The sequence below is a fragment of the Mesorhizobium sp. LjNodule214 genome (assembly GCF_964252735.1).
Lineage (GTDB): Bacteria > Pseudomonadota > Alphaproteobacteria > Rhizobiales > Rhizobiaceae > Mesorhizobium.
In genome coordinates, this window is record NZ_CAXUPE020000001.1 from 2,574,346 (window position 1) to 2,597,870 (window position 23,525).

Sequence of the window (23,525 nt, forward strand, 5' to 3'; positions counted from 1 at the left end):
CGGCCAACACTGAATCAGCTTGACAGTTTCATGAATATGAAAAAAGTTAAGCCGATTTCATAATTCTGTTGGGCAGTTCGATGTCGACCATCGCAGCAGGGCAGTCGCTGCCGGAATCCCGGTCTTCGCCGGCTTTCCGCTTCGCGATGTTGCTGCCGGGCGGGCTGGTCACCTTCTTACTGATCCTGTTTGCCCTCGGCCTCGTCCTCTTCCTCGCCTTCCGCGGCAATGACGGCTCGTTGCTCGGAGCCGGCCTGACCATCGCGAACTTCGCCACCGTAGCGTCCGATCCGCTCTACTGGACGGTGACGCTGCGCTCGCTGGCAATCGCCGGCCTGGTGACGCTTGCCACGGTGGTGACCGCCTATCCGGTCGCCTATTATCTCGCCTTCCATGCCGGGCGGCGGCGCGGCCTGCTGCTGTTCCTGGTGACGCTGCCGTTCTGGACCAGCTATCTGCTGCGCGTCTTCGCCTGGAAGATCGTGCTCGCCTATAATGGCGTGCTGAACTCGGCGCTGATCGAAAGCGGCATCTGGTCGGAGCCGACGCTGGCCTTCCTCAACACGCCGGCCGCGGTCGTCGTCACGCTTGCGCACGCCTACGCGCCCTTTGCCATCCTGCCCATCTATGTGGCACTGGACACCATTCCGAAATCGCTGCTCGAAGCCGCATCGGATCTTGGCGCCAGACCCTTCACCTCTTTCCGCCGCGTCGTGCTGCCGAACTCGATGCCGGGCGTGCTGGCGGCAGCCCTCGTCGTCTTCGTGCCGACGGTCGGCGACTATGTCACGCCGGCCATGGTCGGCGGCCCGACCAGCACCATGATCGGCTCGCTGATCCAGTCCGAGTTCGGCAAGGCCAATGACTGGCCGTTCGGCGCCGCCCTTTCGGTCTGCGTCATGCTGGTCATCCTCTGCGTGGTCCTGGTCGCGCGCGGCGCCGACCGCAGATTTGGCAGCCGCACATGAGCACGACGCGCACCGAGGCCAATGCAGGCGGCCGCTGGCTCGGCGCCTATGTGCTTGCCTATCTGGTCTTCCTCTATCTGCCGATCCTGCTGATCCCGCTGTTTTCCTTCAACGATTCGGTCCAGGCGGCGTTTCCGCTGCAAGGCTTCACGCTGCAGTGGTACGCGACGCTCTACGGCAATCCGGCACTGTCGGGCGCGCTCGCCAACAGCCTCGTCATCGCGGCGATAGCCGCTTCCGGCGCCACGCTCTGCGGCATCACCGTGTCCTACATGGACCTCTACGGTCGCTCGCCGCTGGCCGCCACCATCAGCGCCATCGCCCGGCTGCCGATTCTCATTCCCGGCGTCATCGTCGGCATATCGCTGCTGATCCTGGTCAACCTCGTCGGCTTCGGCCCGTCGCGCATCGCCATCGTGCTCGGCCACATACTGGTGGCGCTGCCGACGACCGTGGTCGTGATGCGCAGCCGCTTCGCCGCCATCCCCAAAACCATCCGCGAGGCAGCACTCGATCTCGGCGCCTCCGACTGGACGACGTTCCGGCGCGTCATGCTGCCGCTCAGCCTGCCGGCGGTGCTGTCGGCCTTCATGCTGGCTTTCCTGACGTCCTTCGACGAGTTCATCGTCGTTTTCTTCCTCGCCGGCACCGAGCCTACGCTGCCGCTCTACATCTGGAGCCAGCTGCGCTTTCCGCGGTCGCTGCCGACCGTCATGGCGCTGGGCACGGCGATCCTGGTCGTGTCCTTCGTCATCGCTGCCCTCGCCGAAATTTTGCGCCACCGCGGGCTCGGTACGGCCCGCCGGACAGCCGCCGCCAATCCAGCCTGACCCATAACAACGAAGAGGAGAACGAAAATGGCATTCCACCTGAAATCGCTCGCCGGACACAAGGCCCGCGCCGGCCTTGCCGCACTCGCATTGGCGCTTTCGTCGACCGTCGCGTTGGCTGCCGACAAGCTGCAATACTTCACCTGGTCGGGCTATGAACTGCCCGAATTCAACAAGAGCTTCCTTGCAGCGCATCCCGATGGCGTCGAGGCCTCGATCTTCGGCGATGACGATGACGCTTTCACCAAGGTCAAGGCCGGCTTCCGTCCGGACATCGCGCATCCCTGCTACGACAAGGTGGCGCGCTGGAACAAGGAAGGCCTGCTGCAGCCGATCGACACCAAGCGCATCAAGAACTGGGATTCGATCTTCCCGGTGTTCAAGAACCTGCCCGATTTGCAGGCCGGCGACGGCAAGGTCTGGATGGTGCCATGGGACTGGGGCAACACCTCGATCCTCTACCGCACCGACCTGGTGAAGAACCCGGAAGCCAGTTGGAATCTGCTGTGGGACAAGCAGTATGCCGGCCGCATGGCGACGATCGACGCCGTGCATGACACGCCTGTCGTGGCGGCACTTCTCGCCGGCGTCAATCCGTTCGACATGACGCCGGAGCAAATGGACAAGGTGGCGGAGAAGTTGCGCGAGCAGCGCCCGCTGCTTTCCAACTACACCACCGACATGACCTCGGTGGAGCAGGCGCTGGCCAGCGGTCAGCTGGTCGCCGCCATGACCTGGAACGCGTCGGCGACCTCGCTGAAGAAGCAGGGCGTGCCGGTCGAGTTCATGAAGCCGAAGGAAGGCATGCTGACCTGGTCCTGCGGCTTCGTCATGCTGAAGGACGCCAAGAACGTCGACCTCGCCTATGACTTCATCAACAGCCGGCTGGAGACGGATTCGGGCAAATACCTGATCCAGGCCTATGGCTATGGCAGCTCGACCAGCACGGCCTTCGCCGCCGTGCCGAAGGAGGAGCTGGACAAACTGCAGCTGCCGTCCGACCCGGAGGTGATGCTGAAGACCACCGTCTTCACCGGGCCAATGAAACAGAATGACGACCTCGCCAAGATGTTCGAGAAGGTGAAGGCGGGCGGTTGAACTGCAGCTCCAACCGAATTGGAGACGACTAATTGTTGAAGTCTGCGCCGCCCCTCATCCGCCTGCCGGCACCTTCTCCCCGTATAGTGACGGGGAGAAGAGGGCTGATCGCGACTGCGGCGCTCTTCTGCGACGCCGGTGATTGGCGAAACCGTTTGATGACAGCGCCCCTCTCCCCGTCACTATACGGGGAGAGGATGCCGGCAGGCAGGTGAGGGGCGGCGCCGACGCCAGGTAAAGTGCGAATCCAACCCCGATGCCGGCCTTTGTCGGGCGCCGGCCGTAAATACCGCAACGAGGACGAACGGATGGACATGCTGGACGAGGCGGCCGACAGGCCGAAGGACGATGCCGATGTGCGGGTCGGCCGGCGCGTGCGGGCGCTGAGGCTCGAGCGCAACCTGTCTCTGGCCGAGCTTGCCGCCAAGGCCGGTGTGTCGATCGGCGCGCTCAGCCAGATCGAGCGCGGCATGTCCTCACTCAGGGTCAAGGTGATCTGGCCGCTCGCCGCCGCTTTGGACATCGAGCCGTCGGCGCTGATCGCCGACGGCAACGATGCGGTCAACGATCTCTATTGCGTGCGCGCCGGCAGCCGGCGGCAGATCCCGGTCAAGTCGGAAGGCATCGCCAAGGCGCTGCTGTCGCCGCCGGCCGCCACGCTGACCGGCATGCTGGTGAGCGTCGAGGCCGGCGGTGGTACCGCCGAGGCCTATGCCCATGCCGGCCACGAGTTCGGCTATGTCCTGTCGGGCGAGGTCGAGCTGGTGGTGGATTCGACCACCTACGGGCTGAAGGCCGGCGACAGTTTTGCGTTCAAGAGCACGCTTCTGCACGCCTTTCGCAATCCGGGTGCCGAGCGCTGCCAGATCCTCTGGGTTAACACGACAAAACCGTCCGAGGTTCGCGATGGCGCCTGATCCACTCGTCCGGCTGGATGCGGTTTCGAAGATTTTCCCCGGCGGCATCGTCGGGCTGGATACCGTCGACCTGGATATCGCCCGCGGCGAGTTCCTGACCTTGCTTGGGCCCTCCGGCTGCGGCAAGACCACCAGCCTCAGGGTGATCGCCGGTTTCGAGAGCCCGTCGAGCGGCAAGGTGCTGCTCGAAGGTCGCGACATCACCGCGCTCCGGCCGTTCGACCGCCCGGTCAACACCGTGTTCCAGGACTACGCGCTGTTTCCACACATGAACGTCGCCGAAAATGTCGGCTTCGGCCTGTCGTTGCGCAAGCTGTCCGGAACCGAACAGGCCAAGCGCGTCGGAGAAGCGCTCGACATGGTCGGCCTCGCCGACAAGATCGGCGCCCGGGTCTCCGAACTGTCGGGCGGCCAGCGCCAGCGCGTTGCACTCGCTCGCGCCATTGTCTGCGAGCCGCGCGTGCTTTTGCTCGACGAGCCGCTGTCGGCGCTCGACGCGCATCTGCGCGAGCAGATGCAGGTCGAACTGAAGCGCCTTCAGTCAAGGCTCGGCACCACCTTCGTCATGGTCACCCACGACCAGACCGAGGCGCTGTCGATCTCCGATCGCATCGTCGTCATGAACAAGGGCCGCATCGAGCAGATCGCGCCGCCGGCGACGCTCTACGACCGGCCCGCCACCAAATTCGTCGCCAGCTTCATCGGCACCATGAACCTGTTGCAGTCGCGCTTTGTCGGCCGCGACGGCGACCGTCTGCGTTTCACCGCAGGCGCCTTGCCGCTGGAGGCCGTGTCGGAAACCGGCGAGGCACCGGGCGAAGGTTCTGTGCGCACCATCGGCGTGCGTCCGGAGGATCTGCTGGTGGCAACCGAAGCAGCCTCCGGCACCGCGCCGGCGCGGGTCAACAGCATCGTCTTCCACGGCCGCACCTTGCGTCTGCATGCCGAACTGGGGCAGGGGATGCCGGTGGTGATCGATGCGCCGCGTCGGGCCGAGGGTTTTCAATTCAGCGTCGGCGACGTGGCGCACATCAGCCTGCGCCGTGGCGCCAACTGCCCTATGCTCTCCAGCTAATCTTCTCGCCATTTCCAGATAACGGAGCCCTACCATGAGCAATCACCTGAACTTTTTCATCGACGGCAAATGGGTGGCACCGGTCGTGCCGGCGACGCTGGACGTGATCGACCCGTCGACCGAGGAGGCCTACACCAAGATTTCCGTCGGCTCCAAGGCCGATGTCGACAAAGCGGTCGCTGCGGCCAAGGCGGCCTTCCCGTCCTTCTCGCAGACCAGCAAGGCCGAACGCCTGAAGCTTCTGAAGCGCATCCTCGAAGTCTACAACGAGCGCTACGAGGACATCGCCCAGGCCGTCAGCCAGGAAATGGGTGCACCGATCACCTGGGCGCGCGAGGCGCAGGCCTGGGCCGGCAGGGCGCATATGGAAGCCACCATCAAGGCGCTGGAGGATTACGATTTCTCGGAGAAGCGCGGCGGCACCATGGTGGTCAAAGAGCCGATCGGCGTCTGCGCGCTGATCACGCCATGGAACTGGCCGCTCAACCAGATCGTCTGCAAGGTGGCGCCGGCCATCGCCGCCGGCTGCACCGTGGTGCTGAAGCCGTCCGAGATCGCGCCGATCAGCGGCATCGTCTTCTCGGAAGTGATGGAAGCCGCGGGCACGCCGAAGGGCGTCTACAACATGATCAACGGCACCGGCCCGGATGTCGGCCAGGTCATGACCGGCCATCTGGATGTCGACATGGTCTCCTTCACCGGCTCGACCCGGGCCGGCATCATCGTCGCCAAGACGGCGGCCGAGACGGTCAAGCGCGTCGCGCAGGAGCTTGGCGGCAAGTCGGCCAACATCGTGCTGCCGGATGCCGACTTCGAGGCCGCCGTGCGCCAGGGCGTCAACGCCTGTTTTGGCAACAGCGGCCAGTCCTGCGATGCGCCGACGCGCATGCTGGTGCCGGCCGGCCGCCACGACGAGGCGCTGGCCATCGCCAAGCTGGCAGCCGAAGCCCACACGGTCGGCGATCCGCGCTCGGAAGAGACCAAGCTCGGACCGGTCGTCTCCAACATCCAGTTCGACAAGATCCAGCGGCTGATCGAGGCCGGCATCAAGGAAGGCGCGACGCTCGTCACCGGCGGTCCCGGTCGGCCCGAGCATCTCAACCGCGGCTACTATGTGCGTCCGACCGTGTTCGGCCACGTCACGCCGGGCATGACCGTCGAGAAGGAAGAGATTTTTGGGCCGGTGCTGTCGGTCATTTCCTACAATGACGAGGACGAGGCGGTGAAGATCGCCAACGACACCGTCTACGGGCTCGCCGCCTATGTGCAGTCGCAGGATATCGAGCGTGCGCGCAAAGTGGCCGCACGCCTGCGTGCCGGCCAGGTGTCGATCAACTATCCGGAGTGGGATACGTTCGCGCCCTTCGGCGGCTACAAGCAGTCGGGCAACGGCCGCGAGTATGCCGACTGGGCCATCCACGACTTCCTCGAGGTCAAGGGCATCATCGGCTACGGCGTCTGAGGCTGACCAACTGGCTCTCCCGGCGCACGCGATGCGCCGGGAAGCAACCTTCATGAGGCCTTGGCGAAAAACCCCTGATAGTCTGATTTGGCCTGCAGCAGGCGCAGGATGTTTTCGCGCGACCCACGCACATGTGCGCGGGCGCGATCGCCTGCCAGCGCAACGTCCCCCGCGCAGATCGCATCGACGATGCCGGTATGCTCCTCGCGGGTGAGCTGCCACTCGTCGAGCCACAAAAGCTCCGTCCATACATATTGCTGGCATTTGTCGAGGATGCCGCACACCATACCGTGCAGCATCTCGTTGCCGCCGATCTCGGCGATGACGCGATGCAGGTCGATGCCGACCTGCAGCTCCTCGAATTGCTCCCTGGTGCTGCGGTCGGGGATCGCCGCCAGCCGCTCGCATTCGGCCAGCATGTCGCGCAGCCGCGCCTTGTCGGCCGCGGTCGCGTTGGCGGCGGCGAGTTCTGTTGCGCGGCCATCCAGCATTTCGCGAATGTCGAAAGCTTCGCGGAACATGGTGAGGTTGAATTCCGTCACCACATAGCCTTGGCGCGGCCGGCCGATCACCAGCCCGTCGCGCTCGAGCCGGTTGAAGGCTTCGCGCACTGGGGTGCGGCTGACGTTCAGGCGCGCCGCCATGTCGTTCTCCGTCACTCGGGCGCCGGGCGGAATCTGCCCAGTGATGATCAACGCCTTCAGTGACTCGAAGACCGAGTCGCGCAACGTGTTCTTCCTCTCCTTGCTCAAGCGTCCCGCCTCCAACGGTCTGTCATGGATTCGCAATCTAGAGCCTTTTAGCAGACGTTTCGAGAAGGTCTAAAAGCTCTGAACTGACGCCCCCATTTTCTGCCGCGAAAAAACGCATGCCTGTGTTGACATCGGCCTTCGGCGGGCTACACTCGAAATTGTATACAAATTCGCATACCAAATCAACGATAATGGGAACACCGGTTGGAGAAGCGAAAATGACCAAGATCTCTTGCATTCACAGCCTGGCGCTCGCGGGGCTGCTGGCGTCGGCGCCCGTTCCGGCATTGGCCGCCGATACGATCACCGTCGCCTCATGGGGCGGCACCTATCAGGAGGCGCAGACCAAGGCCTTCTTCAAGCCGACGGCTGAAGCACTCGGCATCACCATCAAGGAAGACACCACCAACGGCCTTGACGATGTTCGCCTGCAGGTCACCGGCAATGCCGTCAAATGGGACATCACCGAACTCGGCGCCGACGAATGCGCGCGCGGCTCCAAGGAGGGCCTGTTCGAGAAGCTCGACTACAACGTCATCGACAAGAGCGGCATCAACCCGAAGCTCGTTCATGACGACTGGGTCGGCATCTCCTACACCTCCGTCGTGCTGATCTATCGGACCGACGTTTTCGGCGACAAGGGACCGAAGACCTGGGCCGATTTCTGGAACGTCGAGAAGTTCCCGGGCCGCCGCGCGCTGAGCGGCGCCCAGGCGACCGAGACCCTGAGCGTTGCCGCGCTCGCCGAGGGAATTCCGATCGACAAGGTCTATCCGGTCGACATCGACGGCGCGCTCAAATCCGTCGACAAGATCCGTGGCCATGTCGATGCCTGGTGGACCTCCGGCGCGCAGGCCATGCAGTTGGTCAAGGACGGCGAAGTCGACATGGCGAGCATCTGGAACGGTCGTGCCGGCACCTTGAAGAAGGAAGGCGCGCCGGTCAGCTTCTCCTTCGACCAGGGCGTTCTCACCGCCGACTGCATGGTCATCCCAAAAGGCTCGAAGAACAAGGACATCGCCATGAAGGCGCTGGCCAAATTCGTCAGCCCTGACCTCCAGGCCAATCTGCCGCTCTATGTCGACAACGGGCCGGCCAACGAGAAGGCTTTCGAGACCGGCAAGATCCCGCCGGAGCGGATCAAGGACATCAATTCATCGCCCGAGAACGTCAAGAAGCAGGTCCTGCAGGATCCCGAATTCTGGCGCGACACGCTGGTCGAGGCGACGGAGAAGTTCAACAATCTGGTCCAGCAGTAGACAGGCAGCCTGATGGAACGGAGCGGCGCCGAGGCGCTGCTCCATTCCGTCTGCGCCATCAATGATCCGGAGCCCAGGGAGATGCTTTTGTCCATTGCGCCGTCCGCGCTTCCCATCGGCATCAGCGGCATCGAAAAACGGTTCGGCGCCGTCTCAGTGCTGCGCGACCTGTCGCTCGATGTCGCCGCCGGTGAATTCCTGACGCTGCTCGGTCCTTCCGGCTCGGGAAAGACGACGCTGCTGATGATCCTGGCCGGCTTCGTCAGGGCGAATTCCGGAAGCATCAAGGTCGGCGGCGCGGAGATCATCACCACGCCGCCGCACAGGCGCAACATCGGCATGGTGTTCCAGAACTACGCGCTGTTCCCGCATATGAACGTCTTCCACAACATCGCCTTTCCGCTGAAGCAGCGCCGCGTGTCCGCTGCCGACATGGCTGAGCGTGTCGAAAAGGCGCTGGATCTCGTGCAGCTGAAAGGTCTGGGCGAGCGCCGCGTTGACCAGCTTTCGGGCGGTCAACGCCAGCGTGTGGCACTCGCCCGCGCCATCGTCTTCGAGCCGCGCATCGTGCTGATGGACGAGCCCCTGTCGGCGCTCGACAAAGGGCTGCGCGAGCATATGCAGATCGAGTTGCGCAACCTGCACCGCCGGCTCGGCATGACCACCGTCTATGTCACGCATGACCAGCGTGAGGCGATCACCATGTCGGATCGTATTGCGGTCATGAATGCCGGGCGCATCGAGCAGATCGACCGCCCCGAAGTGCTCTACGCCAGGCCGCAGACCCGGTTCGTCGCCGGCTTCATCGGCGACTCCAACTTCATTCCGGTCGAATGCCGCAATGGCAGCGTCTGGTACGAGGACAGGAAGATCCGCATGGCGGCAGCCGCGCCGTCCTCCGGCAGTCACCTGATGGTGGTGCGACCGGAAAAGCTGCGCCTGGTCGCCGACGCCGAACCGGAGGGCAGCGTCAATGTGATCCCGGCGACGGTCGGAGACGTCATCTATCAGGGCGACAGTTTCGTCTGCTACGCGGTGTTGCGCGATGGCCGCCAGGTGACGCTGCGCGACTATTGCCGCAGCGACGTGCTGGCGAAGCTGCCAAGGCCCGGCGAGCCGGTCGATCTCGGCATCGACGCCGATGACGTAGTGCTGGTGGCGGCAGACTGATGAACACGCAATCCGCACGCCTTCACGACGCCAGTGCCGGCAGCTTGGTCGGGACGCTCAACGCCGATGCTCTGCGTGCCGATGCGCGCCGGGAATCGTACGGGCTGCTGGCGCTGTTGTCGCCCGGCCTGCTGCTCGTCTTCACCGTCATCATCATCCCGATCGGCTGGCTTTTCTGGCTGTCGCTGTTCGATGAAAGCGGGGCGCTCAGCGCCGCCAACTATGCGCGCTTCTTCGAGCAGGCCTCCTACATCAGGACCTTCATCACCACCTTCAAGGTCGCCTTCGTCGTTACGGGTGCTTGCGTGCTGCTGGGCTATCCGCTGGCCTACATGCTGTCGCAACTGCCGCGACGGGCGGCGTCGATCTGCCTGATCTTCGTCCTCCTGCCGTTCTGGACCTCGGTGCTGGTGCGCACCTATGCCTGGCTGGTCATCCTGCAGCGCAAGGGCCTGATCAACAGCTGGCTGATCGACCTCGGCGTCATCAGCCAGCCGCTGCCGCTCGCCAACAATTTTGCCGGCGTCGTCATCGGCATGACGCACATCATGCTGCCGTTCCTGGTGCTGCCGCTCTATGCCTCAATGAAGACCATCGACACCGACTGCCTGCGCGCTGGCATGAATCTGGGCGCCAGCCCGGCCGCCACTTTCCGCCAGATATTCTTTCCGCTGTCGCTTCCCGGCCTCGCCTCCGGCGTGGTCATCGTCTTCGTGCTCTGCCTCGGCTTCTTCGTCATGCCGGCGCTGATGGGCGGCGGCAAGGTCATCATGTGGGCGATGCGCATGGAGCAGACCACCAGCCTCTATTCCAACTGGGGTGCGGGTGCCGCGCTCGGCGTCGTGCTGCTGGCCGTCACCCTGGCGCTGCTCGGCCTCTTCCAGCGGCTGCTCGGCGCGCGCGCCACCGGCGTGTGGAGCTCGCGATGAGCGCGCAAACCAGCCTGCCCATCTCGCACCGGCAACGCCTCTGGCTCTATGCGCTCGGCGGCCTTGTGTTGCTGTTTCTGATCGCGCCGTCGGTCATCATCGTCATCATGTCCTTTTCCAGTTCGACGCTGTTGCAATTCCCGCCTGAGCAATGGTCGCTGCGCTGGTATGAGAGCTATTTCGGCTCGGTGGAATGGCGCGATGCCACCATCGTCTCGGTCAAGGTCGCGGTCATGACGATGATCGTGGCGACGCCGCTCGGGACCGCCGCCGCCTACGCCATCAACATTGGCACGCTGCGAATGACAGGCGCCATCAACGCGCTGCTGACCGCTTCGCTGATCATTCCGGTGATCCTCATCGGCATCGGCACCTTCTTCCTCTACGCGCGCATCGGCCTCAACAACACACTGACCGGCCTCGTCATCGCGCATACGGTGCAGGCTCTGCCGCTGGTGGTGCTGACCGTGCTTTCCGGCTTGAGGTCCTACGACATGAACCAGGAGAAGGTGGCGCGCAGCCTTGGCGCCAACCGGCTCTCGGCCTTTCGCCAGGTGACGATGCCGCAGATACGCTTCTCGATCGTGTCGGGCGCGCTGTTTGCCTTCATCACCTCCTTCGACGAAGTGGTGGTGTCGCTGTTCATTTCGGGCGGCGAGACCACGACGCTGACGCGCCGCATGTTCAATGCGCTGCGCGACCAGATCGATCCGACCATCGCCGCCATTTCGACTTGCCTGATCGTGCTATCGATCGTTTTGTCGTCCGCCGCGCAGATTTTCGGCCGCGGGCGTTAAGCAGGGATGTCCACAAAGCATGCGTGATTTCCAGTTTCCAGGCCGCTCGCCGGTCCGTGCCACCGAGGCGATGGCCGCAACCTCGCATCCGCTCGCGACGCTTGCCGCCATCGACATGCTGCGCTCCGGCGGCAACGCCATGGACGCGGCCGTCTGCGCCGCCGCCGTCCAGGCGGTGGTCGAGCCGCAGTCGACCGGCATCGGCGGCGACTGTTTTGTCCTCTATTGCCCGAAAGGCCAGGGCGAGGTGCTGGCCTTCAACGGTTCCGGTCGGGCGCCTGCCGCAGCGACGGTCGACTGGTATTTGGAGAACGGCTTCAGCGAGTTGCCGAAGCAAGGTCCGCACGCAGTCACCGTGCCGGGCGCCGTCGACGCCTGGTGCCGGCTCTTGGAGGACCATGGCCGCAAGGGCATCGGCGACGCGTTGGCGCCCGCCATCCACTATGCCAAAAACGGCTATGTCGTGCACGACCGCGTCGCCTTCGACTGGGAGGATCCGGAGACCGATCTATCGCTCGACGAGGCGGCGGCACGCATCTTCCTGCCCGGCGGCAAGCCGCCCAAGCCGGGCGACGTCCACCGCCAGCCGGAGCTCGCCGAAACGTTGCGCATCATCGCCAAGACCGGTCGCGCCGGTTTCTACGAAGGCGCCACGGCCGAGGACATTGTCGGCCGGCTGCGCCAGTTGGGCGGTCTGCATACGCTCGATGACTTCGCCGCGACAAAGGGCGACTACACGACGCCGGTCGGCACCTCCTATGGCGGCTATGGCATCCATCAGATGCCGCCGAACAATCAGGGGCTGACGGCGCTGCTGATGCTGAATGTGCTCTCCGGCTTCGAGTTCGGCGCGCTCGACCCCAACGGCGCCGAGCGCCTGCATCTGGAGATCGAGGCGGGGCGGCTGGCCTACAGGGATCGCGACAATCTGCTTGCCGACCAGGACCATGTCGCGGTGCCGGTGAAGGAGCTTCTGTCCGCCACCTATGCCGACAGGCTGCGCGCCGCGATCGACCGCGAGCGCGCGATGACGCATCTGCCGCGCCTCGATTTGCCGGGCAGTGACACGGTTTACATCTCCGTCGTCGATCGCGATCTGAATGCGGTGAGCTTCATCAACTCGACCTATTATTCCTTCGGCAGCGGCGTGGTCAGCCCGAAGACCGGCATCGTGCTGCAGAACCGCGGCTGCAGCTTCCGGCTCGATCCGAACCACCCCAATTGCATCGCGCCCGGCAAGCGGCCGATGCACACGATCATGCCAGGCATGATGACGAGGAACGGGCGCGCGGTGATGCCGTTCGGTGTCATGGGCGGCGGCTACCAGCCCTTCGGCCATGTCCATCTCCTCACCAACATGGTCGATTTCGGCATGGACCCGCAGCAGGCGCTGGACGCGCCGCGCGTCTTCTACAACAAGGACGTCGTCGAGGCGGAGCGAAGCGTCCGCGCCGATGCGGTCGAGGGTCTGCGCAGCCGTGGCCATCAGGTGACGGAGCCCGATCACCCGCTGGGCGGCGGGCAGGCGGTGCTGATCGACTGGGAGAAGGGAACGCTGACCGGCGCGTCCGACCCGCGCAAGGATGGAATGGCGCTCGGATATTGATGGATTCTCCAGCCGCCTCACGAGAGTGTGCTGCCCTCCGGCTGGATTTTTGCAGGTTGGAAAGATAGTCGGTGACCATGACCAATAGAGCTGACGCAATAGACCTCGCCCACCACCTTGCCCCCGGCGCAGAGGATGCGCCGGCGATTTCGGCACCCGATCGGACAACCCTCACGCATGGCGGGTTGCGCCGCCTGATCCGCGAGACGGCGGCGCGGCTCAATGCGCTGGGTCTCGGCCGTGGTGATCGGGTGGCCATCGTCCTGCCCAACGGACCGGAAATGGCGACGGCCTTCGTCGCGGTGGCGTCCGCCGCTTCGACGGCGCCGCTCAACCCCGCCTACCGGGCCGACGAGCTCGATTTCTATCTCTCCGACATCGGCGCCAAGGCGATCCTGGTCGCCGAGGACGAAAACGGTCCGGCGGTCGGCGTTGCCGAGCGCCTTGGCATCCGCGTGCTGAGGCTCGTGGCGCAAAACGATGCTCCGGCCGGAAGCTTCAGCATCGAGGGCGAACCGGACGGTCCGTCTGTTTCGTCCGGGCTGGCGGAGGATGGCGACATCGCGCTGCTGCTGCACACCTCGGGCACCACCTCGCGCCCCAAGCTGGTGCCGCTCAGCCATGCCAACCTCGCCGCCTCGGCCGCCCATATCGGCGCAACGCTCGGCCTGACCGTCGGCGATCGCTGCCTCAACATCATGCCACTGTTCCACATCCACGGGCTGATCGCGGCGGTACTGTCCTCGCTCGCCGCCGGCGGCAGCGTCTTCTGCACGCCGGGCTTCAACGCTCTGCGCTTCTTCCATTGGCTGAACGAGGCGAGGCCGAACTGGTACACGGCGGTGCCCACCATGCATCAGGCGATCCTGCCGCGCGCCGCGCGCAATGCCGATGCACTGGCGGCGGCACCGCTGCGCTTCATCCGCTCGTCCTCGGCCTCGCTGCCGGCGCAGGTGATGGCCGAGCTCGAAGCGACCTTCGGCTGTCCGGTGATCGAATCCTACGGCATGACCGAGGCCGCGCATCAGATGGCGTCCAACCGCCTGCCGCCCGGCCAGCGCAAGCCGGGCAGCGTCGGCGCAGCCGCCGGGCCGGAGGTCGCGGTCATGGCTCTCGATGGGCGCTTGCTCGAAGCCGGCGAGACCGGCGAGATTGTCATTCGCGGCCCCAATGTCACGGCCGGATATGAGAAGAACCCGGACGCCAATGCCAGCGCCTTCGCCCATGGCTGGTTCCACACCGGCGACCAGGGCGTGCTCGATGAGGACGGCTATCTGCGCGTCACCGGCCGGCTGAAGGAGATCATCAACCGCGGTGGCGAAAAAATCTCGCCGCTCGAGGTTGACGGCGTGCTGATGGATCATCCGGCGGTGGCACAGGTCGTCACTTTCGCCATGCCGCATGACAAGCTCGGTGAAGAGGTTGCCGCCGCTGTCGTGCTGCGCGAAGGGTTGAGCGCCAGCGAGGCCGACATCCGTTCCTTTGCCGCGACGCGGCTTGCCGATTTCAAGGTGCCGCGCAAGGTTCTGATCCTGGACGAGATCCCCAAGGGCGCGACCGGCAAATTGCAGCGTATCGGCCTTGCGGCAAAACTCGGTCTCGGCTGATGCGCGTCACCGTTTTCGGCGCCGGTGCCATCGGCGGCTATCTCGCCGCCAAGCTGGCGCTTGCCGGCAAGGTCGATCTGTCGATCGTGGCGCGTGGCGCGCATCTCGATGCGATCAAGGCTGATGGCCTTCGGCTGATCGAGGACGGCCATGAATCGGTTGCCCCAGTCAGGGCGGCCGCGCGGGCCGAAGAACTCGGCGTGCAGGACTATGTCGTGCTGGCGCTGAAGGCGCATTCGGTTGGGCCGGCGCTCGACCAGATCGCGCCGCTGATTGGGCCGGACACCGCCGTCGTCACCATGCAGAACGGCGTGCCCTGGTGGTATTTCTACAAGGCTGGCGGCGCGCTCGAAGACACACGCATCCAGGCCGTAGATCCTGGCGGCACGATCTGGCAGCGTCTCGGGCCGGAGCGCGTCATCGGCTCGGTCGTCTATCCCGCCGCCGAGGTCGATGCGCCCGGACTGATCCGCCATGTCGAAGGCACGCGCTTCTCGCTCGGCGAGCCATCCGGCGAAAAGAGCGAGCGTGTCACACGGCTCGCCAGGGAATTGGTCGCTGCGGGCCTACAGGCGCCGGTTCGCGACGACATCCGCGGCGAGATCTGGGTGAAGCTCTGGGGCAATCTCTCCTTCAACCCGATCTCGGCGCTGACGGGCAGCACGCTCGCGGCAATCGTCGCCGACGAGGCGACGCGCGCGCTTGCCCGCGCCATGATGCTGGAAGCGCAGGCGATCGGCGAAAGCCTCGGCGTGCGCTTCCCTGTCGCGGTCGACCGGCGCATCAAGGGCGCCGGCGATGTCGGCGAGCACAAGACCTCGATGCTGCAGGATCTCGAGCGCGGTCGCCCGATGGAGATCGACGCGCTGGTCACGGCGGTGCAAGAGCTGGGACGGCTGATCGGCCAGCCGACGCCGACCATCGACAGCGTGCTGGCGCTGGTGCGCCGCCTCGCCATCGAGCGCGGGTGCTATCAGGCATAGTTCTCGGGCACAACTACGAACACGAAACCGGCTGGTGGGCGTGCTGGACGGAGGACAACGCGTTTCATGGCGCGGGCGGCCCACTCCACCTTCGTTCGCTTCTTGAAAAGTTCCGAGCGTGGGCTACGCAAAATTCACTAGGCGCTACCCAGCCGTAGGAATGGCCGGTGCAACGGGGGCTCCTTGGGGGCGCGCCGCACCGGCCACTGCGGGTGGTGGCAACCAATTCCCCGCGCTGATCAATCTATGAGCATATTAGAACGCGCTCAATTAAGACTGAGTGCCCTAGTTCGCCGGGCCTAAGGGCTCCACCGGACCTGTCCCATCGAATGAACGGTGCATCCTTGCCGATGATGTCTTTCACCGTCTTCAACAACGCCTCATGCAGGGTCCGCGTAGAGCGGTAGTGGTGGCAGGTAGGCGATATCAGCGGGACGATGGTTTGGCCCCTTTTTGAGCGTCTCAAACCATCGTCACATAATCCGCAGATAGTCCGTCCATCCTGACATGAGTTGTCAGCTATCGGCGGGCCTACGGTGGCAAGCCAGCAAGCGGTTCCCTACTTGGAAAGCGTCTGAACAGGAGGAACACATATGACCACCGCGGAAATTGCCAAGGATTTCACAGAGCTCCTCAAGCAAGGCAACAACGAAGCCGCTGCTGAGAAGTACAATGCCGACAACGTCGTTAGCTACGAAGCCATGGAAGGGCCGATGGCCGTCTGCGAAGGCAAGGACGCCGTCAAGCAGAAGGGCCAGTGGTGGCAAGAGAACCACGAGGTCCATGGCGGTTCGGTCGAGGGCCCCTATGTCAACGGCGACCAGTTCGCGGTCCGCTTCAAGTTTGACATAACGCCCAAGGCTACGGGCGAGCGCGTCACCATGGATGAGGTTGGTCTGTACACGGTCAAGAACGGCAAGATTACCGAAGAGCGCTTCTACTATTGAGGCCGCCGGCTTCCGGCTCACTTCGCCGCATGATTTAAAATTGGGCGGCCAGGACGATGCCCTGGCCGCCATGCGAGAAGCTCAAATCGTCTTCACATAGTCGGCAAGCTGGTCGGCCACCGTGCCCCAGCCGTCGAAGAATCCCATCTCTTCGTGGTTGTTGCGCGTCGCCTCGTCGCGATGGATGGCGGTCGCGGTGTAGCGCGTCGCCTGGCCTTCCGGCTGGAAGGAAATCACCGCGGTGATGAAGGGTTCTCCCGACGGCCGGTAACCCGGCAGCAGCGCATCGGTCCACACCAGCCGTTCGTTCGGCACGATTTCGAGATAGCAGCAATGGCGGTCGTTGACTTGCCTGCCATCCGGCGACTGCATGCGGGTCCTGAACAGCCCGCCCGGCCTGAGGTCGATTTCGCAGTCGGTAATGATCCATGGCTTCGGCGTGAACCATTGTTTGACATGCTCCGGCGTCGTCCAGGCGCGCCACAACAATTCGCGTGGGGCGTCGACGACCCGCTCCAGCATGAGGTCCAGTCTGGGGTCCGGCTTGAACGGATAGCTCACTTTTCTTTCTCCTTGAGGGTCATGACATAGGAGTCGAACTGGTCGAGGCGGCGCTCCCACAGCGCCCGCTGGTCGGCCAGCCAGTTTTCAGCCAGCTTGAGCGGTTCGGGCGAGAGCCGGTAGGTCCTGACGCGGCCGGCTTTTTCCGAGCGCACCAGCCCGCAGCCTTCCAGCACCTTGAGGTGCTCGATGAATGAGGGCAGTGCCATGTCGAAAGGCTCCGCCAGCTCGCTGACCGAGGCCGGGCACCGGTTCAGCCGCTCCACCACAAGACGGCGCGTCGGATCGGCGAGTGCGCGAAAAATGCCGTCGACCGGCGGCGGGCTGGGAGTTGCCGTCTGCAGGCTCATACCTCTTCCTTCCTGCGGATCGCGCACCACTACAGGCGCTTCGCAAGATACTTAGGAAAATTCCTTAGTATTGGCAAGGCAGAAATTCCCAGGTGCGGACAAGGCCATTGGCAAAGCAGGCAGGGCGAGCCTAGCTTGCCGTCAGATTCGCAAATCCATCGTTCCGAGGTTCCGTTTTGACGATCACCATGTATGGCATCACCAATTGCGACACGATCAAGAAGGCGCGCGTCTGGCTGGAAGGGAATGATGTAGCTTATCGTTTTCACGACTACAGGGCCGAGGGGCTGGACGCGGACCGGCTCAACGACTGGGCCGGCAAGGTCGGCTGGGAAGTCCTGCTCAACAAGGCGAGCACGACGTTTCGCGAACTGTCGGACAAGGAGAAGGGATCACTCGACGAGAAGAAGGCCAAGGCGCTGATGCTGGCCAAGCCGACGATGATCAAGCGGCCGGTGCTTGAGGTTGGCGACCGCATCCTGGTTGGGTTCAAGCCGGATGTTTATCAGGCGACGGTGGGAGCGCGGTAAAGCGACCCTCCTCCCGCCGCGATCCTTCGCGTCCCCCTCTGTCCCGCCCGCTTTTGAGAATTCCGGAGGCGTCAACCGCGACGTAGGTACCCCGCCAGCGCCACCGCATTGTTGTGAACCTCGTCATGCGCGCCGTAGAGCAGCGTCACCTTGCCTTCACGAAGCAAAGCGCGCAGTTCTCCAACTGCCTCGCCATTGCCATCAAGCTCGGCGCTATACCGCTTCTGAAACTCCGCCCAACGCTCGGGCTCGTGCCCAAACCATTTGCGCAGCTCGTCACTCGGCGCGACCTCCTTCAACCACAGCGTCAGCGCGACATCCTTTTTGCCGACGCCGCGCGGCCAGATGCGATCAACCAGCACCCGCTGCCCATCAGACTTCTCGGGCCCCTCGTAGACACGCTTCACCGCAACATCGAAGGCCATCAGCCCTCCGCAGTGCAATCCCTCAGGCCCATTCGCCCCTGCGCATCACCGGCACGCGGCTGCCGTCCTTGGCTACGCCGTCTATGTCGATCTTGTCCGAGCCGATCATCCAGTCGATGTGGATGAAACTCTTGTTGCCACCGCGCTGGGCGATCTCGTCCTGGCTGAGCGAGGCGCCGTCGACGAAGCACTTCGAATAGCATTGTCCGAGTGCGATATGGCAGGCGGCGTTCTCGTCGAACAGCGTGTTGAAGAACAACAGGCCGCTGGCCGAGATCGGCGAGGAATGCGGCACCAGCGCCACTTCGCCAAGACGGCGCGAGCCTTCGTCGGTGTCCAGCACCTTCTTCAGCACGTCTTCGCCCTTCGAAGCCTTGGCCTCGACGATCCTGCCTTCCTCGAAGCGCACCGATATCTCGTCGATCAGCGTGCCCTGGTAGGACAGCGGCTTGGTCGAGGAGACGTGGCCCGAGACGCGCCTTGCATGCGGCGTGGTGAACACCTCTTCGGTCGGGATGTTCGGGTTGCAGGTGACGCCGTTCTTGGCGGTCGACGCGCCGCCCATCCATTCATGGCCGTCGGCCAGTCCGACGGTGAGGTCAGTGCCCGGCCCGGTGAAATGCAGCGCATGGAAATTGTGGTCGTTCAACCATTCTGTGCGGCTGCGCAGAGCCGCATTGTGCGCCGTCCAGTTGCCGATCGGATCTTCCACGTCGACGCGCGAGGCGGCGAAGATGGCGTCGGCGAGTTTTGCCACCGCGACGTCGTCGGCGTCATCGGGAAACACCTGCTTGGCCCAGGCGAGATCGGGATAGGCGACGATGTTCCAGTTGATGTCGAAGCCGGTGATTTTTTCCAGCGCCGGCTGGTAGGCCATCGAATTCGCCTTATTGGCCCGCGCTACCTTCGAAGGATCCTGCGCCGAAAGCAGCGATGGGTCCTCGCCACGCACGGCGAGCCGCGCCGCATTGCCGGCGAAGGCCTTGGCCATGCCCTCATAGAGCCAGCCGGCGGCGCGGTCGAAGCCGGCGTCGGCGCCGTAGCGGAAGCGCGCCAGCGTGATCTCGTCGTCGTTGAAGATCGGCGTCACCAGCCCGGCGCCGGCCTTGTAGGCATGCTCGACGATGCGCCGCGTCAAGGGCAGGGCGGCGATCGACGAGGTCAGCACCAGGTCCTGCCCCGGCTGCAACTGCAGCCCGACCTTGATGGCGACCTCGGCCAGCCTGTCGAGCTTCACCGGGTCGATCGTTGCGGAAACGCCGCGCGAATGTGTGGTCATGATCCTGCCTGCCGTGATGTGGGGGTCTGATCCATACATAGACCGGTGCCGCTGTCCTTTCCACCGCATTGCGGTGGACCAGGGTCAGGCGGCGCTGTCGAGCGTCCGGAACTGCGCCATGGTCGCGTCGATCTCTTCGCGGATCCAGGCTTTGAAATCGCGCACCTTGCGGCTTTCGGCCTTGGTCGCCGAGGTCACCATCCAATAGCCCAGGCCGCTCTCGGCGCGCACGCCGAAGGGCGCCACCAGCCGGCCGTCGGTGAGAGCATCGGCCGTCAGCAATTGCCAGGCCAGCATCACGCCATGGCCGGCAATCGCCGATTCCAGGCAAAGCATTGGATCGGTGAAGCGCGCGCCCTTGAGGAAGGTGACAGGCTCGACGCCCGCCGCTTCGAACCAGCTGTCCCAACTGATCATCGACCGCTCGTCGGTGATCGCGCAGGTCTGCGCCAGATCCTCGATCGACCTGAGCTTGGCCGCAATCGACGGCGCGCAGACCGGGAAGACCTCCTGCGCCAGCAGCAGTTCCGAGCGAACGCCCGGCCATTTGCCGTCACCCATCCGGATGCCGATGTCGATGTCGGAATGGTCGAGATTGGCGATCCGACCCGAAGCGTCGATGCGCAGCAGCACGTTCGGATGCCGGGCAAAATGCCGCGACAGCCTGGGCAGCAGCCATTTCGAGGCAAAGGCTGGCGCGACCGACACCACCAGCGTGCATTGGTTGGCCTCGTCGGCCAGCGCCACGGCCTGCGCAAGCTCGCGAAAACCCGCACCCAGGCGGGCCGTGAAGACAGTTCCGAACTCCGTTGGAACCAGTCCGCCCGGCGTCCGTTCGAACAGCGCCTGGCCGAGCTGCTTTTCGGTGCGCTTGATCTGCTGGCTGACGGCGCTGACGGAAACATTGAGTTCGGCCGCCGCGACCGCCAGCGAGCCCAGCCGGGCAACGGTTTCCACGGCGCGCAGGCCGTTGAGGTGGACGCGGTTCAGCATAGCCATTTGAGTTTTTCTAAACTGATATGGCCGAAATCTCAATTGAAATACCGGGTGGAATGGCAGAGTTTATGGAGGCAAGCCAGACCTTGGAGGCAAAGACGATGAAGATTTTATCATTGCTAAAAGTCTTTTCCGTCTCCGGAGCAGGGCAAGACCCGCGCCATGACGAGATCGCCCGCTGGGTTATCGACCCACTGTCGCACCCGGTGCTCGACACCATGTCGGAGCGTGAACTGGGCGACATGCCGTTCCGCCTGACGGCGCGGCGCACTGCCTACGAGACGGTGACGGCAGGTTGCGGCTGAACCTTTCGTGGTGAATGCGTGGGCCAAACGGCTGGCGGCCGCTTGCCGATGGCAGTCTCCGGCCACGCTGGCCCAACCCAAGCGGATTGTTTCACCGGCGCGCGCATTTATTGTGCGCTGCAATGAAAGCTGCCTCGCCATCGCCGCTGCGCCTCGCCATCGCTGGCATGGTCGCCATGGCTGTCGCCATGGGCATCGGCCGTTTCGTCTACACGCCGATCCTGCCCGGCATGATGGAAGAGCTTGCCCTGACGCCGGCGGATGCCGGCTGGATCGCGTCCGCCAACTATCTCGGCTACCTCGTCGGCGCGCTGGCCGCAGCCGGCGGCTGGGCGCATGGGCGCGAGCGCCTGCTGATGCTGTCGAGCCTTGCCGCCAGCGCCGTGCTTGCCGGGCTGATGGGGTTCAGCGAAACCATGGCCGCTTTCCTTGTCATCCGCCTTCTTGCCGGCCTGGCCAGCGCCTTCGTCATGGTGTTCATGTCGAGGATCGTCTTCAGCCATCTCATCCGGGCCGACCGCAACGACCTGCAGGCGCTGCATTTCGGCGGCGTCGGCCTGGGCATCGCCGCCTCCTCGGCGCTGATGGCCGTTCTCGTCACCGACCATGCCGGCTGGGCGGCGGGCTGGCTGTGGTCGGCGGTGATTTCCGCTTGCGGCCTGGTGCTCGTCGCCTGGCTGGTCGGCTCCATCTCGACCGCCAACGGCATCGCTGGCCGCGAGCCGCCGCTGCCGAAGCACAGGCCGCTGCTGAAGATGATCGTTGCCTACGGCCTGTTCGGTTTCGGCTATGTGGTGACGGCGACGTTCCTGGTCGCCATCGTCCGCCAGGCCGGTAGCGGGCGCGTCTTCGAGGCAGCGGTCTGGATGGTCACCGGCCTTGCCGGTTTTCCTTCGCTGTGGCTCTGGCAGAGGGTCGCTGCAAAGGTCGGGCTCTACGCGGCCTACGCCTTGGCCTGCCTCATCGAGGTGGTCGGCGTCACCGCCAGTGTCGCCGTCGGCGGCCATGCCGGGCCACTACTGGCCGGCGTCCTGCTCGGCGGCACCTTCATCGCTCTCACCGCGCTCGGCCTGCAGACGGCAAGACAGCTGGTTCCGCAGGCGCCACGCCGTATCCTGGCGATGATGACGGCCGCCTTCGGTATTGGCCAGATCATCGGCCCGATCGCCGCCGGGCTGCTGGCCCAGGCGTCCGGCAATTACGTGCTCGCTTCGATCATGGCGGCCGTCATCCTTTTGGCGTCCGGTTTGATTGCGTGGTCGGCTGCGCCAAAATCGCCATGATTTGTGGGCTTGCTCGGTGCCGGGCATCGGGCACGGGCATTTTCTTTCCCTCTAATGTGTGAGCTTATGCCCGCCGAACAGCAACCTCGCTGATTTGCGATTCGACCGAGGAACCCGCCACAGTGTTCGTATCCTTTTTCCCGCAGCCGAAGCTCTTCTTCACCTCGGCCGTCCTATGGAGTGCGGTCATGGTGGCCATTTGGTTTCTGGGCGGTGAGCAACTTGGCGCTCTGATCGGATTGCCACCCGCCGCCGCGGACGCGCCACCGATCATCGGCGTCTCGGTCTTCTGGTCGCCGCCGTTCCTTTGGTTCTACATCTACTTTGCGCTTGGTGTGCTGCTCTTTTACATTTTCTGGCATTTGTATTCCCCGCACCAGTGGGATCGTTGGTCGATCCTAGGCAGTTCGCTGCTCCTGTTTACGACTTATTTTCAGGTGCAGGTGAGCGTCGCGATCAATGCCTGGTATGGGCCGTTTTGGGACCTCATACAGGGCATTGTCAGCAAAAGCGTAAAGGCGACAGAAAGCGACCTTTATGCGCAAATTGTAACTTTCCTAGGCATTGCCCTCGTGGCCGTCACGGTGCTGGTGTTGACCAACTTCTTCGTCAGCCACTGGGTGTTTAGGTGGCGCACCGCGATGAACAACTATTACATGTCGTATTGGCCCAGATTGCGTGAGATCGAGGGTGCAGCCCAGCGCGTGCAGGAAGACACGATGCGGTTCTCCCGGATCATGGAAGACCTCGGCACCAGCTTCGTTGATTCGATCATGACGTTGATTGCGTTCATGCCGATCTTGCTCGCTTACTCAAGCCACATCACGGAGCTGCCTTTTGTTGGCCATGTCCCGCAGCCTCTGGTTCTGGCGGCAATTTTTTGGGCAATATTCGGAACCGTCTGTATTTCTGCTGCCGGCATAAAGCTTCCTGGCTTGCAGTTTCGCAACCAGCGTGTCGAGGCTGCGTACCGAAAGGAACTCGTCTACGGCGAGGACGATCAATCCCGGGCGCAGCCACAAACAGTTTCAGAGTTGTTTAAAAACGTCCGAAGTAACTACTTCAGACTTTATTTCCACTATGTTTATTTTAACGTGGTTCGCTATCTTTATCTTCAGACAAACAATATATTTGCTCTTTTCTTGATGGTTCCTTCTATCATTGCTGGAGCTTTGACGCTGGGACTCATCAATCAGATCAATTCGGCTTTCAGCCAAGTGACCAACTCGTTCCAGTATCTCGTCAATTCCTGGTCCACGATCGTTGAACTTCTGTCGGTCCATAAACGTCTGCGTGCATTTGAGGCAACAATCTCAGGTGAACCGCTGCCTGACATTGACCAGCGCTATATCGAACGCCAGGTGCGGGAGCCGGACCCGGCCTGATAGTAGGGAGG

At 63.8% G+C, this 23,525-nt stretch carries 24 protein-coding genes; 18 read left to right on the plus strand and 6 right to left on the minus strand.

What is annotated here, in order from left to right:
* Positions 1–80: 80 nt before the first annotated feature.
* The 6 genes from ACSQ3Z_RS11960 (at position 81) to ACSQ3Z_RS11985 (ending at position 6,350) form a co-directional block, all read left to right on the plus strand.
* Positions 81–968: an ABC transporter permease gene (locus ACSQ3Z_RS11960; protein WP_436171470.1), complete on the plus strand. Its 888-nt coding sequence runs from the start codon at positions 81–83 to the stop codon at positions 966–968.
* Positions 965–1,798, plus strand: a complete 834-nt coding sequence (locus ACSQ3Z_RS11965; protein ID WP_436171471.1) for an ABC transporter permease — start codon at positions 965–967, stop codon at positions 1,796–1,798. The genes ACSQ3Z_RS11960 and ACSQ3Z_RS11965 overlap by 4 nt, the downstream gene beginning before the upstream one ends.
* Positions 1,799–1,825: 27 nt before the next feature.
* Positions 1,826–2,896, plus strand: a complete 1,071-nt coding sequence (locus ACSQ3Z_RS11970; RefSeq protein ID WP_436171472.1) for an ABC transporter substrate-binding protein — start codon at positions 1,826–1,828, stop codon at positions 2,894–2,896.
* Positions 2,897–3,204: 308 nt separating this feature from the next.
* Positions 3,205–3,813, plus strand: coding sequence for a cupin domain-containing protein (locus ACSQ3Z_RS11975; protein ID WP_436171473.1), 609 nt, complete (start codon positions 3,205–3,207; stop codon positions 3,811–3,813).
* Positions 3,803–4,888 carry an ABC transporter ATP-binding protein gene (locus ACSQ3Z_RS11980; protein ID WP_436171474.1) on the plus strand — a complete coding sequence of 362 codons (1,086 nt, stop codon included), beginning with the start codon at positions 3,803–3,805 and terminating at the stop codon, positions 4,886–4,888. Before ACSQ3Z_RS11975 ends, ACSQ3Z_RS11980 begins: the two co-directional genes overlap by 11 nt.
* Positions 4,889–4,922: 34 nt before the next feature.
* Entirely contained in the window at positions 4,923–6,350 is a 1,428-nt protein-coding gene (locus tag ACSQ3Z_RS11985; protein WP_436171475.1) for an aldehyde dehydrogenase family protein, read from the plus strand.
* A gap of 50 nt (positions 6,351–6,400) precedes the next feature.
* Here ACSQ3Z_RS11985 and ACSQ3Z_RS11990 read toward each other — a convergent pair whose 3' ends face one another.
* Positions 6,401–7,102: a GntR family transcriptional regulator gene (locus ACSQ3Z_RS11990; protein WP_436171476.1), complete on the minus strand. Its 702-nt coding sequence runs from the start codon at positions 7,100–7,102 to the stop codon at positions 6,401–6,403.
* Between the two features lie 218 nt (positions 7,103–7,320).
* Between ACSQ3Z_RS11990 and ACSQ3Z_RS11995 the strand changes: the two genes are divergently transcribed.
* The 8 genes from ACSQ3Z_RS11995 to ACSQ3Z_RS12030 all read left to right on the plus strand — a co-directional run bounded on the left by ACSQ3Z_RS11995 (position 7,321) and on the right by ACSQ3Z_RS12030 (position 16,400).
* Positions 7,321–8,361, plus strand: coding sequence for an ABC transporter substrate-binding protein (locus ACSQ3Z_RS11995; protein ID WP_436171477.1), 1,041 nt, complete (start codon positions 7,321–7,323; stop codon positions 8,359–8,361).
* A gap of 87 nt (positions 8,362–8,448) precedes the next feature.
* On the plus strand, positions 8,449–9,531 hold the full coding sequence (locus ACSQ3Z_RS12000; protein WP_436171904.1) for an ABC transporter ATP-binding protein: 1,083 nt from the start codon (positions 8,449–8,451) through the stop codon (positions 9,529–9,531).
* Positions 9,531–10,460 carry an ABC transporter permease gene (locus ACSQ3Z_RS12005; RefSeq protein ID WP_436171478.1) on the plus strand — a complete coding sequence of 310 codons (930 nt, stop codon included), beginning with the start codon at positions 9,531–9,533 and terminating at the stop codon, positions 10,458–10,460. Before ACSQ3Z_RS12000 ends, ACSQ3Z_RS12005 begins: the two co-directional genes overlap by 1 nt.
* Positions 10,457–11,257 carry an ABC transporter permease gene (locus tag ACSQ3Z_RS12010; protein ID WP_436171479.1) on the plus strand — a complete coding sequence of 267 codons (801 nt, stop codon included), beginning with the start codon at positions 10,457–10,459 and terminating at the stop codon, positions 11,255–11,257. Before ACSQ3Z_RS12005 ends, ACSQ3Z_RS12010 begins: the two co-directional genes overlap by 4 nt.
* A 19-nt stretch (positions 11,258–11,276) precedes the next feature.
* The gene (gene ggt / locus ACSQ3Z_RS12015; RefSeq protein WP_436171480.1) at positions 11,277–12,863 is read left to right on the plus strand and encodes a gamma-glutamyltransferase; all 1,587 of its coding nucleotides are present in this window, start codon (positions 11,277–11,279) and stop codon (positions 12,861–12,863) included.
* A gap of 77 nt (positions 12,864–12,940) precedes the next feature.
* Positions 12,941–14,470 carry an acyl--CoA ligase gene (locus ACSQ3Z_RS12020; RefSeq protein WP_436171481.1) on the plus strand — a complete coding sequence of 510 codons (1,530 nt, stop codon included), beginning with the start codon at positions 12,941–12,943 and terminating at the stop codon, positions 14,468–14,470.
* A complete protein-coding gene (locus tag ACSQ3Z_RS12025; RefSeq protein ID WP_436171482.1) occupies positions 14,470–15,453 on the plus strand; it encodes a 2-dehydropantoate 2-reductase in 984 nt (327 codons plus the stop codon). The genes ACSQ3Z_RS12020 and ACSQ3Z_RS12025 overlap by 1 nt, the downstream gene beginning before the upstream one ends.
* 593 nt (positions 15,454–16,046) lie before the next feature.
* Entirely contained in the window at positions 16,047–16,400 is a 354-nt protein-coding gene (locus tag ACSQ3Z_RS12030; protein WP_436171483.1) for a SnoaL-like domain-containing protein, read from the plus strand.
* Between the two features lie 81 nt (positions 16,401–16,481).
* Here ACSQ3Z_RS12030 and ACSQ3Z_RS12035 read toward each other — a convergent pair whose 3' ends face one another.
* Both ACSQ3Z_RS12035 and ACSQ3Z_RS12040 read right to left on the minus strand, forming a co-directional pair.
* The gene (locus tag ACSQ3Z_RS12035) at positions 16,482–16,961 is read right to left on the minus strand and encodes an SRPBCC family protein (RefSeq protein WP_436171484.1); all 480 of its coding nucleotides are present in this window, start codon (positions 16,959–16,961) and stop codon (positions 16,482–16,484) included.
* Positions 16,958–17,311, minus strand: a complete 354-nt coding sequence (locus ACSQ3Z_RS12040) for an ArsR/SmtB family transcription factor (RefSeq protein WP_436171485.1) — start codon at positions 17,309–17,311, stop codon at positions 16,958–16,960. The genes ACSQ3Z_RS12035 and ACSQ3Z_RS12040 overlap by 4 nt, the downstream gene beginning before the upstream one ends.
* Positions 17,312–17,487: 176 nt before the next feature.
* Here ACSQ3Z_RS12040 and ACSQ3Z_RS12045 point away from each other — a divergent pair, with 176 nt between their 5' ends.
* Positions 17,488–17,841: an ArsC family reductase gene (locus ACSQ3Z_RS12045; RefSeq protein ID WP_436171486.1), complete on the plus strand. Its 354-nt coding sequence runs from the start codon at positions 17,488–17,490 to the stop codon at positions 17,839–17,841.
* 71 nt (positions 17,842–17,912) lie between these two features.
* Here ACSQ3Z_RS12045 and ACSQ3Z_RS12050 read toward each other — a convergent pair whose 3' ends face one another.
* The 3 genes from ACSQ3Z_RS12050 to ACSQ3Z_RS12060 form a co-directional block, all read right to left on the minus strand.
* Positions 17,913–18,266, minus strand: a complete 354-nt coding sequence (locus ACSQ3Z_RS12050) for a DUF488 domain-containing protein (protein ID WP_436171487.1) — start codon at positions 18,264–18,266, stop codon at positions 17,913–17,915.
* 22 nt (positions 18,267–18,288) lie between these two features.
* Entirely contained in the window at positions 18,289–19,545 is a 1,257-nt protein-coding gene (locus ACSQ3Z_RS12055; protein ID WP_436171488.1) for an aminopeptidase, read from the minus strand.
* Positions 19,546–19,629: 84 nt separating this feature from the next.
* Entirely contained in the window at positions 19,630–20,544 is a 915-nt protein-coding gene (locus ACSQ3Z_RS12060) for a LysR substrate-binding domain-containing protein (RefSeq protein ID WP_436171489.1), read from the minus strand.
* A gap of 98 nt (positions 20,545–20,642) precedes the next feature.
* Here ACSQ3Z_RS12060 and ACSQ3Z_RS12065 point away from each other — a divergent pair, with 98 nt between their 5' ends.
* The 3 genes from ACSQ3Z_RS12065 (at position 20,643) to sbmA (ending at position 23,514) form a co-directional block, all read left to right on the plus strand.
* The gene (locus ACSQ3Z_RS12065) at positions 20,643–20,846 is read left to right on the plus strand and encodes a hypothetical protein (RefSeq protein WP_436171490.1); all 204 of its coding nucleotides are present in this window, start codon (positions 20,643–20,645) and stop codon (positions 20,844–20,846) included.
* A 122-nt stretch (positions 20,847–20,968) separates the two neighbouring features.
* The gene (locus tag ACSQ3Z_RS12070) at positions 20,969–22,129 is read left to right on the plus strand and encodes a YbfB/YjiJ family MFS transporter (RefSeq protein WP_436171491.1); all 1,161 of its coding nucleotides are present in this window, start codon (positions 20,969–20,971) and stop codon (positions 22,127–22,129) included.
* A 122-nt stretch (positions 22,130–22,251) separates the two neighbouring features.
* On the plus strand, positions 22,252–23,514 hold the full coding sequence (sbmA, locus tag ACSQ3Z_RS12075) for a peptide antibiotic transporter SbmA (protein ID WP_436171492.1): 1,263 nt from the start codon (positions 22,252–22,254) through the stop codon (positions 23,512–23,514).
* Positions 23,515–23,525 lie beyond the last annotated feature (11 nt).